The following is a 16618-nucleotide window of genomic DNA, read 5'->3' on the forward strand; positions in this document are numbered from 1 at the left end:
GGCCCAGCGCTACTGCTGCGCCGCCCAGATCGCCAGCTTCTCGCGACCGATCTTGGCGTTGTGGCGGATATCCACCGGAAACCCGGAATGGCGCAGAAACCGCGCGACTCCTGCAGTGTGCGGGTGCGCAGCGCCCAGCGCACGCAATGCGGTTTCCACTTGCGCAAACGCCGATGCCGACACACCCGGCTGCAATTCCACGCACAGCACCGGTTGCTGTTGTCCGGCTGCGCCCACACCAACCAACGCGGTGCGCCGCACCTGCGGATGCACGTTAAAGACCGGCTCCACCTGCTCGGTGTAGAGCGGGCCCGTTGCAGTTTCCACGCGATGGGTCTTGCGCCCGCAGAACCACAAGCGCCCTTCGGCATCGAAATAGCCCACATCGCCCATGCGATGCACGATGCGCTCGCTGCCATCACTGCTGCGCTCACGGATCTTGGCGATCCGCGTGGCCGCGTCGCGGTTGAAGTAGGTATCGGTGGTGGTGGGACCGGCAACGGTGATCTCGCCGACCTCGCCAACCGCCAGCACGCGCACGCCGCTCCACTCGGGAATGGCCGCATCGTCGATGGCGATGATGCGCACTTCATTGGGCGCGACCACGTGGCCCACGCAGGTGCCGGCGCCTGCCTCGGTGGCTGCGCGGGTGGCATCCAGGGTGCGGCCTTCGATCGCTGCCACCGGCAGACATTCGGTGGCACCGTACGGCGTCCAGAATTGCGCATCTGCCGGTAGCAGCGCGCGGATCTTGGCCACCACATCCGGCGGCACCGGCGCACCGGCCGAGGTGGCCAGGCGCACGTTGGGCAGTGGCTGGCCATAGTCCGCCAACACACGCATCAATGCCGGCGAGCCGAACAACTGCGTCACACCGAAGCGGTTGATCGCATCGTGCAATTTGCGCGGATCGGCGGTGGCCGGGCGGGTCGGATCCATGTCCGGAATCACCGAGGTCAGCCCCAACGCCGGATCGAACAACGCAAACGGCGGGAACGTCGGCAGATCCACACCACCGGGCTGCATGTCGAAGGCATTACGCAGCAACTCGATCTGCCCGACGAAATGCCGGTGCCGATACACCACACCCTTCGGCACGCCGGTGGAGCCGCTGGTGAAAAGAATAGCCGCCACATCGTCCGGCGCAGTGTCGGCCAATTGACTGCCGGCGCTGGCACCATCGCGCTCCACACGCGCCAGCGTCACCCCGCCCCAGCCGTAGCGGCCACCGACGGTGACGATCTGCTTGGCAGAGCGCGCCCAACGCAACAAACGACGTGCCAGCTGCGCCAGCGGAATGCCGATAAACGCCTGCGGCTGCGCTTCGTCCAGGCATTGCTTGAGCGCGCGCTTGTCGATACCCGGATCCACCAGTACCGGCACCGCACCGGCCTTAAACAACGCAAACATCAACAAAAAGAATTCCGGCGAAGGCCGCACCATCACCACCGCGCGCGCGCCACGTCCGATGCCATGCAGTGCCAGCCCGGCGGCGATCGCATCGCTGCGCGCGTCCAGCTCGGCATAGCTCAAGGTCACATCGTAGGCAGCAAATCCGTTGGCGGCGCGACGGCCCGGGCAGCGGATGGCGATCTGCTCGGGGCGCTCGCGCGCGAGTTCCGGCAGGGTGGCAGCGATATTGCAGAGAAGAGTCGTCATTGCCGCATTATCACCCATGTGCCGACGGTGCCGCCCCGCCTGTGTCATTTCAAAACGTCATACGCCCGATGGAGCGCGCCGGCATCGCCTATCCCGAGTTCCCCTGCTGACGCGCCATGCGGCCATAGCGATGCGGCGCAGTTCGCACTAAATTTCCTGCCCAATATGCGACTCGCCCCATCGTGTACATGCGCTTGCCCAACTTACGCGGATGAACCGCTAACAGGCGCGCGTCCGTGCCACTTGTATCGTGGCGTGGTTCAGTCAAAATGCCGCGCTCTCCACGTTGTTTCGCCGCGCAAGGCCCGGCATGCCATGGCACATCCCTGCCTCACCTGCGGCGCTTGCTGCGCCTACTTCCGCGTCAGTTTCCACTGGAGCGAAGCCGATCCCGCATTGGGCGGCAGGGTGCCGATCGAGCTGACCGAGTCATTGCGCACGCACGAGCGCGTTATGCGCGGCACCTCGCAATCGCAGCCGCGCTGCATCGCACTGGACGCGGACATCGGTCGCTACAGCCGCTGCAGCATCCACGACCGCCGCCCCTCCTCCTGCGCCGCCGTGCCGGCCTCGCTGGAGTTTGGGGAGCGCAGCGCGCAATGCGACAAGTCGCGATTGGCGCACGGCCTGCACGCGCTCACCGAGGCCGATTGGCTCGGCGTGGACGACGCACAGCGCAATCCGCTGCCGCCGCAGTAACGGCTGATCGCTGCGATTAAGTGCGGCATCCACTCGCAGCGACCCACAGAACGACTGCGTGGCCGATTCTCTCCACTTGTCCATCCGCTTTTTGCGCGCAGCTTGCACCGCGCCTGCTGTGCGCCTGCATGAGTAAACCAGCGGCGCTTACAGTGGATTGCGCTCCAAAAACGCACGGATCGCCGGCACCAGCACTACGTGCTTGTCTTCCAGCACGTAGTGATTGGCATCGTCGAACGCGGTGACTTCGGCATTCGGCAGCGCCTTACGGAAGCCCGCCAGAAAGTGCTTGTCGAAGCAGATATCGCGCAGCCCCCACGCGATGAACGCCGGGCGGTCGGCAAACGAGGGCAATGCCTGCGCCGAGCGTTCCAGCAGCGACCACGCCTGGTCGTCAGGCGACAGCGGAATGTCCTGCATGAAGCGAATGGTGGAGATGCGGTTGCGCCAGTTGTTGTACGGCGCCACGTACGCGCGACGCACCTCGGCCGGCATCCGCCGCGATACGCCAAACCACGAAGCGCCGGACGAAAACGCATTGAACGTGCGGATAAACCACTCGCCCGGCCGCCAATGCCGGCCCATTGCGATCTGCCACGGCATCGGCTTTTCCGGCGGCAACGGGAACGCAGCGGTGTTGGTGATCACCAGCCGCCTGACCTGCGCGTGATGCGACAACGCCCAGCCAAAGCCGATCATGCCGCCCCAATCGTGCACCGCCAGCGTGATCGGCCCGCTGATATCCAGATGCCGCAACAGCGTGTCCAGATCGTCCACGCGCGACTGCAGCGTATACGCGTAACGCGGCTGCGCGTCGGGCGCATCGTCCGGCTTGTCGGACAGCCCCATGCCGATATGGTCGGGCACGATGCAGCGGTAACGATCCGACAGGCCACTCACCAGGTGCCGCCACAGATAACTCCACGACGGATTGCCGTGCAGCATCACGACCACCTCGCCATCGCGCGGACCTTCGTCCAGATACGACATCGCAATGCCGGGACGCACCTCAAGGCGCTTGGGAGTGAAGGGATAGCCGGGGTAGGTCATGGCAAAGGTATCCAATTCGTTTCAAGAGAAGCTGCGTGATGCAGATGTTGACGTGGCACGTACAGACGAGGAGCACCACGGTGATCGCCGCATTGCGACATCTCCAACGCGTGGCAGATGTAGGAGTACACAGTCAGCGTCACTCCGCTTCCCGCAAATGCATCCGATAAGTCGGCAGTTGGTGCCCATCACTGGATAGCAGGTGCAGAAACGCCGGATGCAGGAACAATTTTTCTTTACCCAAGCGCTGCTCTTGCAGCATGCCGATATCTACCAGTTCCTTGAGATGGCGTGCAGCGGTCTGCCGGGTGACGCCCATCACGTTCACCACATTCTGGATGCGGCAGTACGGCTGATTGAAGATCACTTCAACGAGTTCGCGGCTGTAGGCCTTGGGAGCGTGTTCTCGCACGTGGTCACGCGCCTGCGTCTCCAATTCGCGGATTGCCTGGATCTTTGCCGTCGTCCATGCAGCGGTCTCGGCAACAGCTGCGAGCATGTACTGAATCCATTCGGCCCAGCGACCATGCTGTGTGACATCCAGCAGCAAGCGGTAGTAGTCGCTGCGATGGCGGATGATGTAGCGCGACAGGTACAGCACGGGAACATCGAGCAACCCTTGCTCGATCAGTATCAGCAGATTCAAGACACGTCCGGTGCGCCCATTGCCATCGGTGAACGGGTGGATCGCTTCGAACTGGTAGTGCGCCACCGCCATCCGGATCAGCGGATCGATGTCGGTGTGCTCGTGAATAAAGCGCTCCCAGTTCGCCAGCTTGTCGCGCAGCAATGCCTCGCCAACGGGCGGGGTATAGATGATCTGATGGATCTGCTCATTGGCCAACGCAGTCCCGGGCACGCGCCGGATCTGCATCTGCACGGCCTTGATGCGGCTGCACACCACCACGGCGGTGTCGGTACATAGCGGTCGCCGCCGCAGCGACTGGAACCCTTCGTAGAGCGCGCTGCGGTAACGCAGAGCTTCTTTGGTTGCCGGGTTCTGGGCGCGTTCCTGGTCGTCTGCATAACGGAACAAATCGTCCGTTGTGGTGACGATATTCTCGATCTCCGAACTGGCCTGTGCTTCCAGGATCGGGATCGTGTTGATGAGCACTGCCGGATTGGGCAACAGCGCGGTGGCCTGCTTCAGCTCGGCCAACGCGGTGCGTGCAACGATGCAGGCCTTGAGCAGGCTGCGCGTTTCGATGTCTCCCGCCGGAGGAAGCGGCGGGAGCGCGTTGTACGGCTGCTCGGGGTTGAACACCAGCGTGTCGTCCATGCCTACATCGCTCATGTTGCAAGAACGAACATGATGCAATGACGTGTACTAAAAATCCATTTTTTTTTACACGTCGCTAGGTGCAACTCACCAAACCACTTCCGCCATCGAGCAATTCAGCCCCGACCCAATGCCCATCAGCGCGATGCGGTCGCCCTTCTTCAGGCGGCCCAGTTCCTTGAGCTTGCTGAGCACGATCGGCACCGACGCCGGGCCGATATTGCCGTGCTCGCCGAAGATGGTCATGACCTTGGCCGGATCGATGCCGAACGACTTCACGAACGAGGCGGTATGCGGGCGGCTGACCTGGTGGATGACGAACTGGTCCAGCTCGTCCACCGCCCAGCCCATCGCCTGCTTGGCGGCCAGGAAGGTCTTCTGCGCCAGCTTGATGCCTTCGATCAGCAGCAGCCGGGTGTCGGTGACCATGCGGTCCAGGTTGCCCCGACACAGCTTGTTCCACTCGGTGGCCGAGCGGGTCACGCCGCCCTTGTAGCGCGGCGCGTCGGGCACCAGCTCGGTGCGCGCCATCACCATGGCCGCAGCGCCGCAACCCAGGGTCAGCGCGGCGAGTTCGTTGCGGAACTCTTCCTCGGTGACGTCCGGCGAGGTCATGCGCTCCAGCGTCTTTTCGTAGACCAGGTTGGCGGTCTCGCCATCCACGACCAGCGCGTAGTCGATCTCGCCACGCTCCAGCATGCGGGCGGCGATGTCCATGCCGTTGATGAAGGCGAGGCAGGCGTTGGCCACGTCGAAGGTGACGCAGTGGTCGCCGACCCCCAGGTTGCCGGACACGATGGAGGCCGTGGACGGCTCCAGGTAGTCGCGGCTCACCGAGGTGTTGACCAGCAGGCCGATCTTTTCGATGCCGATGCCGGCGTCGAGCAGTGCCTTGCGCGCGGCCTGGGTGGCGGCGTCCGAGGCCTGGACATCCTGGTCCCACAGGCGCCGTGCATGGATACCGGCAACGTCGCCCAACACGTCGGTCCTGATGCCGAGGCGGTCGTAGGTCGGTTGCAGGCGCTCGTTGATTTCCTTGGAAGTCAGCGTGTGCGGCGCATCAATATGCGCCAGTCCCGCGATGGAGACATTCTGGAAGAGCATCGAAATAGCGCCATGGCGTCAGGCGAGGGGGCGTCAGTCTAGCTGCTGGCCGCTTTTACCGCATCTTTACAATTGAACCTGCCTCGCTCTAGCCCAACGGTTCAGCGCGGCGGGCAGCGGAACGCGTTGAAACGCTGGCTGCCATCGGCCGGCTGGCCCTGCGCCTGGACCGTGTTGGCATTGGCGCCCGGGGCCTCGTTGCGTGCCAGCGTCTCCAGCTCTTCCTGCACCCGCAACGGGTTGCGGTTATAGAAGCCGACCTTGCTCTTGACCGACACCACGACCTCGCCCTGCTGCTGACAGCCAGCTGGCACAGGGCCTGCGGGCAGGACCTGCACGCTCTTGCCGCTTTGTTCGATCGGCACCCAGGTGCAGGCCGCGGTGGTAGCGGCAACCAGAACAGACAGCATGAGCACGCGCATAAGTCTTAGACACCTGTGGGTAAAGCCGGATTGTGCCGCAGTTGTCTGCCGGCAATCAGCGCGTGCCGTGTGCCCGCCATCGAGTCATTCAGCGCGCCGAATATCACCTCCATCGCGCTGACGACCTCTCCGCTGCGCTGTCCGCAGGCGCCGCGCGTCCGGGTGTCCGGACGCGGACACTGCCGCGAACAACAAATCCCTTTGAAATCAATGCACTGATGCTGGCACGCCATTTGCTCTAGTTCATCGGCAAGCAGCCAGCACATCACGCATCCACTTGAATCTGACTTCCAGCTGAATAAATAAAAGAACACCCAGAAAGTTCTTGCGCATACCGAAATGGTGTTCTACATTACTACCACACCACTTATCACCTACACCAAGAGACCTCGCCATGAAGACCCAGACCCTGCGCATCGCCCTCTCCGCCGCCCTGCTCGCCGGCACCGCCCTGGCCGGCTTTGCCCAGGCCGCCAGCCTGACCACGCTGGACACCGTGCAGGTTCGCCCGGCCGCCGACCAGATCGCCCAGCAGACACTGGAGCGCAGCAGCGACATCCGCACCCTGAGCGCCGTGCAGGTGCGTCCGTCAGCCGAGCAACTGGCCGCACTCGCCGCCGAACAGGCCGGCCCACGCATCGTCACCCTGGCGACCGTCCAGGTCCGCCCCTCGGCCGAACAGCGCGCCGACCTGGTGGTCCGCAGCACCGCCGCCAGTGCACAGACCGCTTCGGGCCAGGCCGCTGCCGCCATCGGCGCGCTGATGGGGCAGGTCATCGTCAACCTGCCGGTGCCGCAGCTGCAGCCGGCGCCGGTCGAGCTGGAAGCGCTGGTCAACGCCACCCTCGGCCTTTAAGCAAGCGCGCAGCTACACTTGCGCGCATGTCAGCACCCGCCCTCGATGTCATCCTGTTTCAACCCGAAATTCCGCCCAACACGGGCAATGTGATTCGCTTGTGCGCCAACACCGGCGCGCGCCTGCACCTGATCGAGCCGCTCGGCTTCGACCTCAGCGACAAGCAGCTCAAACGCGCCGGCCTGGACTATCACGAGTACGCAACCCTGCAGGTGTATGCCGACCTGCCCACCGCACTCGCCGCAATTGCGCCCAAGCGCGTGTTTGCACTGAGTACGCGTAGCAGCGTGCGTTACGACACACCGCAGTTCGCAGATGGCGATGCCTTTTTGTTTGGCCCGGAAACCCGCGGCCTGCCGGCCGATGTACTGGAATCCATCCCGCCACAGCACCGGCTGCGTGTGCCGATGCGACCGGACAACCGCAGCCTCAATCTGTCCAACACCGTCGCGGTCATGGTGTTCGAAGCTTGGCGGCAGTGGGACTTCAGCGGCGGTCGGTAAGTAGCAATGATCGATACGACTGCACAACTGACTGGCGGCTGATCGCCGCCGGAAAGCGGCGTATCGCGCGCGACGGTGATGGTTCTGCGCGCAATCCGCACCACTCGATGGTTGCTTGCGATGTTGTGCCTGGGCGCCGCGCTCATGCCACCGCTTCACTGCACCGCTTGCACATCGATCGCTGACCGCAACATGCCGCGGCAGCCTGCCCACAGCGCCACCGCCAACAACGCGATCGCGCCCAGCGCCAGAAACGCGATGCGATAGCCGAAGGCGTGCGCCAGCCAGCCACCGAATGCCGGGCTCAGCGCCGCGCCCACACCTTGCACCGTCATCACCGCACCCTGACCGACATTGACGCGCCCGGTGCCCTGCAGCAAACGCGCCACCAGCGCCGGCACCACCACGGCCTGCAGGCCGGCACCGAGTCCATCGAGCATCTGCACCGGAAACACGCCCCAGCCCTGGATCAGCGATGCGGCGACCAGCGCACGCAATGGCAACGCCATGAACGCCACCAGCAATACCCACCAATGTCCGTGCACGCGGATCCAGCGCATCGCCAACAACGCCACCACCACCATCGTGGCCTGCGCAACCACGATGGTGGTGGCCGTCAGCGCACTCGGGTCGCCCGCATGCGCGGCCACGATCGCCATGCCGTAGAGCGGCAACATCGCTGCATTGCCCAGATGGAACAGCCCCAGGGTGACGGCCAGCAACGCCAGCGGTCGGCAGGTCAACAAGACGCGCCAACCACTGAGAGTGTCCGCGCCATCGGTGTTGCCCAGACCGCGCGCGGCGCGATGGTCGATGGCCGCCGACGGAATCAGCCACACCGCCACGATCGCCAGCATGCCGAAAGCTGCGGTGAGCACAAAGATCGCCGCAAACCCGTACCGCCATCCCAGCCAGCCGGCCAACAGTGCAGCCAGCATGTTGCCGGCATGGTTGGCGACCTGATTGCGCGCCAGTTGATGATCGAACCCACGCGCATGCACCAGCCCCAAGGTGATGCCGGTGAGCGCCGGGCCGATACCGGCTGCCGCCAACGCCGAGACGATCTGTGCGGCGACCACACCGGAGGACGTCGGCCGCAGCCAGATCAGTGCAGTGGCCAGCAGAATCGCCAGACAGCCGACCACCACCACGGCGCGCTTGCGCCGGGTGGTATCGACCAGGGCGCCGGCCGGCGTGGTGGCAAGCATGCCGGCAATACCGCCCACACTCATCACCGTACCGATCGCCGCCACCGACCAGCCCTTGGATTGCAAAAACACGCTGAGAAACGGCCCCAGCCCGTCCTGCACATCGGCCACGCTGAAATGCAGCGCCTCCAGTGCGCGGCTGCCTCGTGGGCGCGGTGTGCTCATGCGCATCGGCGTTCTCCGTTACACGATGGAAAGCGACTGCGCACGCTGGCGTGCATGGCCGACCCAATTGCGATCGCATCGCGCCAACGCGGCAGCCGCATCGCGGGCACCTAGTGCTTGGGCTTTGGTTTATGTGCGCCCGGGCCATGCGGATGCTCGATCTGCTTCAGCGACGCGGCCTTGGCGCCCAACGCATGCGCGTGGATCAGCACGCCGTGCGGCGTCGCCTGGGTATCGCCTTCTGCCACCAGCGCCTTGCCAACGATCAGCTGCTTGCAAAAGTCGGCGCCAGCATGTGGTGGAAACCGCACCGTGACCCCGTCATCCAGCAACACGCCATGCACTTGCCCATGCGGGCCGTGCAGCAACCGCGCAATGCTGCCGCTGTGCTGGGTACGTTGCGGCTTAGGCGGCTTGCTGGCAGGCGGTTTGGGCTTGGGTTTGACATGCGGCCCATGCGGGCCTTCATCGAGAATGCGCTTGCCGCCTTCCGGATCGATCGCCAGTGCCACCAGCATGTCCACATCGCGCGGCTTGAGGCCACGCACGCTCAACGTGCTGCCGGGCTTGAGCGCCTTGAGCAAGGCCGCGGACAGATGCGGCGGCGTGTGCACTTCGGTGCCGTCGGTCAGCAGCAGGCCATCGATATCGGCCTTGGGATTGAGCAGAAAGCGCGCCAGCGTGCCGCGGGTTTCGGGAAGGAAATCAGGATCGACCCAATGCATGAAAGAACTCCAACGAAAGTAGGACCGGCCAACGCCGGCAAGCCGCGCCCGTCGCCACGCATGACACGTGGCAGGAAAGGCGCATAGAGAGAAACGGTGTGAGCGCCGCCGCGTGTGCAACGGCGCTCTGGATCAACGCGGCGCCGGAGCCGGCGGGACAGGCGGCGCCGGTGGTGCAGGCGGCACCGGACCATCCGGGCGCGGAGGACTGAACAAAGCGCGCTGCGAGGCACGATCGCGACCCAACTGCGTGGCTTCGATGGCGCGGCCGGCCTTCGTGGCGACACCGAATCCGCTCACGCTCAATGGCGCGCCGGTGCGCAACAAATCGCCGAACTGCAGCGCCAGATGCGGCGGCATCCGCACCAGCGTGCCATCGCTCAGCAATGCGCCATTGGTCTCGCCACCGGGGCCGTAGACCAACCGCTCGATGCGTCCCTCAGCCTGCAACGGCGTCAATGCGGTAGGCGCCGGAGGCGCGGGCGGCATGGCGGCGGTCGTCGGCGGTCGGTCGACCACCTCGCGCCCACCACGCGTGGAACGGATGCTGCTGGCACGTAGCACCGGCAGGCTGCCCAGACGATAACCCTGCACGGTGACCGCATCGCCACGGCGCACGGCTGCCTGCAGTTCGCCGGACAGATGCGGCGCAAACGCCACCTGGGTGCCATCGCGCAACCACAGGCCATCGACCTCGCCATTGGGATTGAGCATGAAGCGCTCGACGGTGCCGGTCACACTCACCGGGGTAGCGGCTACCGGTGCAGGTGGCGCGGGCGGCATCGGCGGCGCCGGTGGTGGCGTGCCAACCGGCGGACGCGGGGCAACCGGTGCGGCCGGCGCTGCAGGAACCTGCGCGGCAGCGGTCGCCACGCTGCAGGCCAGTGCGAAAGCGAGTGCGGTCTGACGAATCATGTGATGTCTCCAGGGCGGCAGGAGCGCCGCTTGCCCTGAAGACAAAGCAGCAATCGTGCCAACGTCGAATGCGTTGTTTTTCAAGGGTTTTGTACATGCAGTTGGACGAATGAGCGTCTGCGTTTCATACACCACTGTCCGCTTTGCAGACACTTTTCAGCCTCGTTATGCATGACTGTGCGAAAGCAAGCACTCTCCCGGCGCAAGATCTGCTATGAACATCAGTGGCCAAGCACTACGTGTGGCAACGGCGGCATGCAATCACCCACATGTGCGCGTGTTGCTGTGCGCGTACTGCATCGCAGCCAAAACACCGACTACGCCATCCTGCAAACATCGCATTCGGGTTTTATCGCTGCGACTACTGCAACCCATACTCATCGAGCTTGCGATACAGCAGCTGGCGATGAATGCCGAGCCGGCGCGCGGCTTCGGCGCGGTTACCGCCACTGTGCGCCAATGCGTTCTGGATCATCTGCTTTTCCAGTCGCGCTACTGCCTCGGGTAAGGTGCCTTCCTGCGGCGCCGTCGTCACGGGTTGCTCGGCACTGTGACCAAGCGCCTCGTCCAGATCCTCGGCGGTGATGCTGTGGCCACGCACCAGCAGCTGACTGCGTTGCATGACATTCCGTAGCTCGCGCACGTTGCCGGGCCACGGATAGGCCAGCAGCCGCGCTTGCGCGTCCGGCGGTAGCGCACGCGCTGCGCCTTCGCCGGTGCGCAGAAAATACTGCGCAAGCAGCACGATGTCCTGCCCGCGTTCGCGCAGCGGCGGCAGCTCGATCGGCACCACATTCAGGCGATAACGCAGGTCGCTGCGAAACTGCCCAGCCGCCACCCGCGCGGCCAGATCGCGATGCGTGGCCGCCAGCACGCGCACATCCACTTTCTGCGCGCCGCGGCCACCCAGCGGCGTCACTTCGCCTTCCTGCAGGAAGCGCAGCAACTTGGCCTGCATCGGCAGCGGCATGTCGCCGATCTCGTCCAGAAACAGCGTGCCGCCATCGGCCTCGCGAATCAGGCCGATGCGGTCGCCGGTCGCCCCGGAAAACGCGCCCTTGCGATGGCCGAACAACTCGCTCTCCATCAGCTCCAACGGAATCGCCGCGCAATTGACCGCCGCGAACGCCGCATTCGCGCGTGCGCTGGCACGATGCAAGGCGCGCGCAGCCAGCTCCTTGCCGGTGCCGGTCTCGCCGGTGACCAACACCGGCAAATCGGAGGCTGCCGCCAACCCGATGCGTTTGTGCACGTTACGCATCGCTGGGCTGTGGCCGACCAGGGCGTCGTCGTCTTCAGGCAGCTCGGTCGCCGCGGTATCGGCGTCGGTGTCAGCGCGACTTGCCAATGCACGCTCCACCACCTCGACGATATCGGCACGCCCCACCGGTTTGACCAGGTGATCGAACGCACCCAGCGTCATCGCTTCGATGGTGTTGCCGCTGGACGCGTACGCGGTGAGCATCACCAACGGCACCTGACGCGCACGGGCATCGTCCGCCCGCGCGCGCAACACCGCAATGCCATCCATCCCGGGCATGCGGAAGTCCACGAACGCCAGCTCGATACCGCCCTCGTTCAAGCGCGCCAATCCATCGGCGCCGTTATCGACCGCAATCACCGTATGGCCGAGCGAGCGCAGCGTGGCCTGCAAGGTGGCAAGAAACGCCGTGTCGTCATCGATGATCAGGATGCGCGCCATGGCAGCTCCACAATGAAATGGGTCATGCCGTCGGCATGTACGTAACGCACCTGCCCGCCATGCGCGCGTGCGATCTCGCGCACCAGGGCAAGGCCGAGGCCATTGCCATCGCTGCGACCGCTGACGAACGGCTCGAACAACTGCGCTGCAATGGTGTCGGCAATCGCCGCGCCACGATTGCAGACCTGTAGCTGCAACAAATCATCGCTGGCGCTGGCCTCCAACGTCACCGTGCTGCCTGCGTCTGCATGCTGCAACGCGTTGCGCAGCAGATTGTGCACGGCGCGCCCGAGCTGCTGCGGGTCGAGCGTCCATTGCAACGGCATAGCAGGCACGCGCAACTGTGGCGCAGGGGTGCCTGGCGGTAGCAAGGCCGGATCGAGCAAGGTCGCCAACCAGTCCTGCACCATCACCGTTTCTAACTGCAGACGGATCGGCTGCACCATGCCGAGCAGACTTTCGACCACCCCATCCAGGCGACGGATCTGCCCCAGCATCAGCTCGCCATGTGCTGCATCGTCCGGCGTGCTCTGGCGTCTGGCGATGTCGTTTTCCACCGCCAGACGCATGGTGGCGATCGGGTTGCGAATCTCATGCGCCACCGTCGCTGTCAGGCGGCCCAGCGCGGCCAGACGTTCGTGCCGGGATAGCTCGTCGGCCAACCGTCGTGTCTGCGCCAGCGCTTGCGCATTACGCTGTGCGTAGTCGCTCACCGCAGCGCCCAACCGATCCAGCTCGGGTGCGCCGGTGACCGGAATCTGCGGGAGCTCGGTATCGGCGGCGAGCGCCTGCTGGATCCGCTGCAAGCGCTGACTCCAACGCCGTACCACCACGCCTAACGCAATCGCCGACACCGCCACCATGGCGAAGATCAGCAGCATGCCGATCACCAACGGCCGCCAGGCATCGGAGGTACTCGCCGGCACCCGCGACATGGTCCATGCGGCGGTGCCCGAAGCCAGCGGGCAGGCGCTGATCAACACCACTTCGCGGCTGCCATCGCGGCGAAATTCCACCGCCTTGTTGCCCATCGCACTTTGCCGTGCGGTACTGACAATCGTGGTCCATTCGGCGGCGGGGATATCGGTCTTGTGATCGCTGCCGTCGTAAGTGGGATAGGCGTACGCAATAAATCCCTTGTCGAGATTCCACACCCCACCTTCCACGCCGGGCGCGTCGGCCAGCACCAACTGCACCACCACCGCCGCCAGCCCGGCCCCATTGTCGCCACTGCGCGCGGACTCGCTTGCACCGGCGTAGCGCTGCACGATGCGCGTGCACTGCGCGGTCAATTGCTGGCGCGCTTCGTCCAACCGCACGCCTTCTGTCTGTCGGTACAGGCCATACAACATCGTGGCCACGCCCACGCAGGCGGCCAGGATCACCACCCAGATCAATAGCAATTGGCGCAGCAACGAACGAGGCATGCAAAAGAGTCCGATGAAGACGTGCAGTGGTGAACGCGGCGATGGCGTTAACGCATATTGGTCTTGACCAGATCGATGACTTCATCGCCGCGCCCACTCATCACCGCCTTGAGCAGATACAGGCCCATGCCCTTGGCCTGTTCCAACTTGATCGCCGGCGGCACCGCCAGTTCCTGCGTAGCGATGCGTACGTCCACCAACGCCGGGCCGGAATGTGCGAAGGCCTGCCGCAATGCACGTTCCAGCTGCGACGACTCATCGACACGGATGCCCAAAATACCCATCGCATTGCTCATCGCAGCGAAGTCCGGATTGCGCAACTCGGTGCCGGTATCCAGATAGCCGGCAGCCTTCATCTCCATCGCCACAAATCCCAGCGAGGAATTGTTGAACACCACGATCTTCACCGGCAGACGCAGCTGCGCCAGCGAGATGAAATCGCCCATCAACATCGCAAAGGCGCCATCACCAGACAGCGAAATCACCTGACGACCCGGAAACGCCGCTTGCGCACCCAGCGCCTGCGGCATCGCATTGGCCATCGAACCGTGATTGAACGAGCCAAGCAAGCGGCGTTGTCCGTTCATGCGCAGATAGCGCGCGGCCCACACCGTCGGCGTGCCGACATCGCAGGTAAACACTGCGTCCTGGTCGGCGATCTGGCTGATCATCCGCGCCACGAATTGCGGATGCAGCGGCTCGCCCGGGTCTGCCGGCACCGCCAGATCGTCCAGCCCTTCGCGCGCCTTGCGATAATGCGCAAGCGATTTCTCCAGGAAGTCGCGCTTCTCGCGTCGCTGCAAGTGCGGCAGCAAGGCGGCAATGGTTTCGCCCACATCCGCTGCGATACCCAGTTGCAAGGGCGTGCGCCGTCCCAATGCGCTCGGGTCGCGATCCACCTGCACAATGGTCGCGTCCTTCGGGTAGAACTGCCGATATGGAAAATCCGTGCCCAGCATGATCAAGGTGTCGCAGTTGAGCATCGCGTGGTAGCCGGAACTAAAACCGATCAAACCGGTCATGCCGACATCGAACGGGTTCTCCCACTCCACATGTTCCTTGCCGCGCAAGGCATGCACGATCGGCGCGCCCAGGGTGTCGGCCAATGCCACCACCGCATCGTGTGCGCCCGCGCAACCGCTGCCGCACAACAGCGTGATCGCCTCGCTTTGCTGCAACAGCTCGGCCAACTGCGCCACGTCTTCGGCGGCTGGCAGCACGCGCGGCTGGCGCAGTTGCGGCCAGGCACTGGACACGTGCTTGTCCATTTCCAGCAGCGCGATATCGCCGGGAATCACCACCACCGCCACACCTTGCTGCAGGATGGCGGTGCGCATCGCCCGATGCAGCACTTCCGGCAGCTGCGCCGGGTTGGTCACCAACTCCACGAAGTGACTGCACTCGCGGAACAACTCCTGCGGATGGGTCTCCTGAAAATAACTCAGCCCGATCTCGGACGAGGGAATATGCGCGGCGATCGCCAGCACCGGCTGACGGCTGCGATGGCAATCGAACAGCCCGTTGATCAAGTGCAGATTGCCCGGCCCGCAGCTGCCCGCGCACACGGACAGCTGGCCGGTCACCGCCGCCTCGGCGCCAGCGGCGAATGCGGCGACTTCTTCGTGGCGCACATGCATCCATTCGATCGTCTGCATCTCACGCAAGGCATCGGTCAAGCCGTTAAGGCTGTCGCCAGTCACACCCCAGATCCGCTCCACACCCGCGCTCTGCAGCGTCTCGGCCAGAAACCGCGCCAACGTCTTTTTCTTCGCCACGATGCAGCTCCAAAGATGTTCAACAAGCCTGCATGGTCCCAGCCGCAGCGTCAGTACAATGTCCTCGCCTCGATAGCAGATGGCAAAAATCGCTGCAAAACAGGTACTTCTACACGCGCATCTCACATTGGCGCGAGGTAACTCACACCGCATCACGCTTTGCGTGTGCGCTACACGCATTGCAGCTTGATGACAAAAACCGGAACTGAACCAGGCGCGATGATTCATGCACCAGTCAGTTCAAAATTCATGTCGCGTTCCATCGAATAACGGAGAATTTACATCTCGGCAGCGAACGGCATCCGCCTCAGCGCCGGCCCAAATCAATAAGTACAGGTATCTCGATCATGAAGACTTCTTTGCTGGCCCTCGGCCTTCTCGCAGCTCTGCCGTTTGCGGCCTCCGCTGCTGAAAACATCTCCTACAACTTCGTCGAAGGCGACTATGTGCGCACTCCGACCGAAGGTCGCGACGCCGATGGTTGGGGCGTGAAGGGCTCCTACGCCATCACCCCGAACATCCACGTGTTCGGCGATTACAGCAAGCAGAACGCTGACGACAACAACAACGTGTTCGAAAGCTCCAACACCGACTTCCAGCAATGGGGCGTGGGCGTGGGCTACAACTACGAAGTGGCCACCAGCACCGACCTGCTGGCGCGCGTTGCCTACCGCAAGCTGGACCTGGACACCCCGAACATCAATTTCGATGGTTTCAGCGTCGAAGCTGGCCTGCGTAACTCGTTCGGCGAGCATTTTGAAGTCTACGCTCTGGCTGGCTACGAAGATTTCTCCAAGAAGCGTGGCATCGATCTGGATGACACCTTCTACGGCCGCCTTGGCGCCCAGGTGAAGTTGAACCAGAACTGGGGCATCAACGGCGACATCCGTATGGATGGCGACGGCAACAAGGAATGGTCGGTCGGCCCGCGTTTCAGCTGGTAAGCCGCACGTTGAACGCAACGCGACTCTCTCTCCCGCGTTGCATTGGAAGCCCGGTCCCACGACCGGGCTTCTTTCTTTTGTGCGATTGGATGATTGCGATGCAGCGCACTCGATCGCTAGATGCCGTGTGTACGGGCTGTTACGCCGGAACGTAACGCGCAGCACGTTTACGTGGTTGCGACGCG

Annotated in this window: 15 protein-coding genes; 4 read left to right on the plus strand and 11 right to left on the minus strand. The window is 64.0% G+C overall.

The window, feature by feature from the left end:
• Window positions 1–9: 9 nt before the first annotated feature.
• Window positions 10–1659, minus strand: coding sequence for an olefin beta-lactone synthetase (gene oleC / locus ABS769_RS06340; RefSeq protein WP_317060832.1), 1650 nt, complete (start codon window positions 1657–1659; stop codon window positions 10–12).
• A 315-nt stretch (window positions 1660–1974) separates the two neighbouring features.
• Between oleC and ABS769_RS06345 the strand changes: the two genes are divergently transcribed.
• Entirely contained in the window at window positions 1975–2358 is a 384-nt protein-coding gene (locus tag ABS769_RS06345; RefSeq protein ID WP_115037089.1) for a YkgJ family cysteine cluster protein, read from the plus strand.
• A 147-nt stretch (window positions 2359–2505) separates the two neighbouring features.
• Here the strand turns inward: ABS769_RS06345 and ABS769_RS06350 are convergent, their stop codons facing one another.
• From ABS769_RS06350 to ABS769_RS06365, 4 genes are all read right to left on the minus strand, one after another.
• Window positions 2506–3408 (minus strand): alpha/beta fold hydrolase, encoded by a 903-nt coding sequence (locus ABS769_RS06350; RefSeq protein ID WP_317060833.1) that lies wholly within the window; start codon window positions 3406–3408, stop codon window positions 2506–2508.
• 139 nt (window positions 3409–3547) lie between these two features.
• Window positions 3548–4687, minus strand: coding sequence for a protein adenylyltransferase Fic (gene fic, locus ABS769_RS06355; protein ID WP_430544139.1), 1140 nt, complete (start codon window positions 4685–4687; stop codon window positions 3548–3550).
• A gap of 87 nt (window positions 4688–4774) precedes the next feature.
• Window positions 4775–5791 carry a 3-oxoacyl-ACP synthase III gene (locus ABS769_RS06360; protein WP_016903994.1) on the minus strand — a complete coding sequence of 339 codons (1017 nt, stop codon included), beginning with the start codon at window positions 5789–5791 and terminating at the stop codon, window positions 4775–4777.
• A 101-nt stretch (window positions 5792–5892) separates the two neighbouring features.
• Window positions 5893–6213, minus strand: a complete 321-nt coding sequence (locus ABS769_RS06365) for a DUF4156 domain-containing protein (protein WP_229011602.1) — start codon at window positions 6211–6213, stop codon at window positions 5893–5895.
• A 394-nt stretch (window positions 6214–6607) separates the two neighbouring features.
• On the opposite strand from ABS769_RS06365, the gene ABS769_RS06370 reads away from it, so the two are divergent.
• Window positions 6608–7069 (plus strand): hypothetical protein, encoded by a 462-nt coding sequence (locus ABS769_RS06370; RefSeq protein ID WP_317060835.1) that lies wholly within the window; start codon window positions 6608–6610, stop codon window positions 7067–7069.
• A 26-nt stretch (window positions 7070–7095) separates the two neighbouring features.
• Complete coding sequence (locus ABS769_RS06375; protein WP_317060836.1) at window positions 7096–7572, plus strand: tRNA (cytidine(34)-2'-O)-methyltransferase; 477 nt, start codon at window positions 7096–7098, stop codon at window positions 7570–7572.
• 155 nt (window positions 7573–7727) lie between these two features.
• Here ABS769_RS06375 and ABS769_RS06380 read toward each other — a convergent pair whose 3' ends face one another.
• The 6 genes from ABS769_RS06380 to poxB all read right to left on the minus strand — a co-directional run bounded on the left by ABS769_RS06380 (window position 7728) and on the right by poxB (window position 15471).
• A complete protein-coding gene (locus ABS769_RS06380) occupies window positions 7728–8951 on the minus strand; it encodes an MFS transporter (RefSeq protein ID WP_317060837.1) in 1224 nt (407 codons plus the stop codon).
• A 104-nt stretch (window positions 8952–9055) separates the two neighbouring features.
• On the minus strand, window positions 9056–9670 hold the full coding sequence (locus tag ABS769_RS06385; RefSeq protein WP_317060838.1) for a hypothetical protein: 615 nt from the start codon (window positions 9668–9670) through the stop codon (window positions 9056–9058).
• Between the two features lie 132 nt (window positions 9671–9802).
• Entirely contained in the window at window positions 9803–10585 is a 783-nt protein-coding gene (locus ABS769_RS06390; RefSeq protein ID WP_317060839.1) for a hypothetical protein, read from the minus strand.
• A gap of 361 nt (window positions 10586–10946) precedes the next feature.
• Entirely contained in the window at window positions 10947–12287 is a 1341-nt protein-coding gene (locus ABS769_RS06395; protein WP_317060840.1) for a sigma-54-dependent transcriptional regulator, read from the minus strand.
• Window positions 12272–13714, minus strand: coding sequence for a sensor histidine kinase (locus ABS769_RS06400; protein ID WP_317060841.1), 1443 nt, complete (start codon window positions 13712–13714; stop codon window positions 12272–12274). Before ABS769_RS06400 ends, ABS769_RS06395 begins: the two co-directional genes overlap by 16 nt.
• Window positions 13715–13761: 47 nt before the next feature.
• A complete protein-coding gene (gene poxB / locus ABS769_RS06405) occupies window positions 13762–15471 on the minus strand; it encodes a ubiquinone-dependent pyruvate dehydrogenase (protein ID WP_350498125.1) in 1710 nt (569 codons plus the stop codon).
• A 365-nt stretch (window positions 15472–15836) separates the two neighbouring features.
• Between poxB and ABS769_RS06410 the strand changes: the two genes are divergently transcribed.
• Complete coding sequence (locus tag ABS769_RS06410; protein WP_023902125.1) at window positions 15837–16433, plus strand: OmpO family porin; 597 nt, start codon at window positions 15837–15839, stop codon at window positions 16431–16433.
• The last annotated feature ends 185 nt before the right edge of the window (window positions 16434–16618 follow it).

This window comes from Xanthomonas hortorum, assembly GCF_040279205.1.
Classification (GTDB): Bacteria; Pseudomonadota; Gammaproteobacteria; order Xanthomonadales; family Xanthomonadaceae; genus Xanthomonas; species Xanthomonas hortorum_F.

Excerpts from the sequence above, each read along its gene's own strand:
- oleC (WP_317060832.1), bottom strand. The coding sequence starts at position 1,659 with ATGACGACTCTTCTCTGCAATATCGCTGCCACCCTGCCGGAACTCGCG.
- ABS769_RS06345 (WP_115037089.1), top strand. The coding sequence starts at position 1,975 with ATGGCACATCCCTGCCTCACCTGCGGCGCTTGCTGCGCCTACTTCCGC.
- ABS769_RS06350 (WP_317060833.1), bottom strand. The coding sequence starts at position 3,408 with ATGACCTACCCCGGCTATCCCTTCACTCCCAAGCGCCTTGAGGTGCGT.
- fic (WP_430544139.1), bottom strand. The coding sequence starts at position 4,687 with ATGGACGACACGCTGGTGTTCAACCCCGAGCAGCCGTACAACGCGCTC.
- ABS769_RS06360 (WP_016903994.1), bottom strand. The coding sequence starts at position 5,791 with ATGCTCTTCCAGAATGTCTCCATCGCGGGACTGGCGCATATTGATGCG.
- ABS769_RS06365 (WP_229011602.1), bottom strand. The coding sequence starts at position 6,213 with ATGCGCGTGCTCATGCTGTCTGTTCTGGTTGCCGCTACCACCGCGGCC.
- ABS769_RS06370 (WP_317060835.1), top strand. The coding sequence starts at position 6,608 with ATGAAGACCCAGACCCTGCGCATCGCCCTCTCCGCCGCCCTGCTCGCC.
- ABS769_RS06375 (WP_317060836.1), top strand. The coding sequence starts at position 7,096 with ATGTCAGCACCCGCCCTCGATGTCATCCTGTTTCAACCCGAAATTCCG.
- ABS769_RS06380 (WP_317060837.1), bottom strand. The coding sequence starts at position 8,951 with ATGCGCATGAGCACACCGCGCCCACGAGGCAGCCGCGCACTGGAGGCG.
- ABS769_RS06385 (WP_317060838.1), bottom strand. The coding sequence starts at position 9,670 with ATGCATTGGGTCGATCCTGATTTCCTTCCCGAAACCCGCGGCACGCTG.
- ABS769_RS06390 (WP_317060839.1), bottom strand. The coding sequence starts at position 10,585 with ATGATTCGTCAGACCGCACTCGCTTTCGCACTGGCCTGCAGCGTGGCG.
- ABS769_RS06395 (WP_317060840.1), bottom strand. The coding sequence starts at position 12,287 with ATGGCGCGCATCCTGATCATCGATGACGACACGGCGTTTCTTGCCACC.
- ABS769_RS06400 (WP_317060841.1), bottom strand. The coding sequence starts at position 13,714 with ATGCCTCGTTCGTTGCTGCGCCAATTGCTATTGATCTGGGTGGTGATC.
- ABS769_RS06410 (WP_023902125.1), top strand. The coding sequence starts at position 15,837 with ATGAAGACTTCTTTGCTGGCCCTCGGCCTTCTCGCAGCTCTGCCGTTT.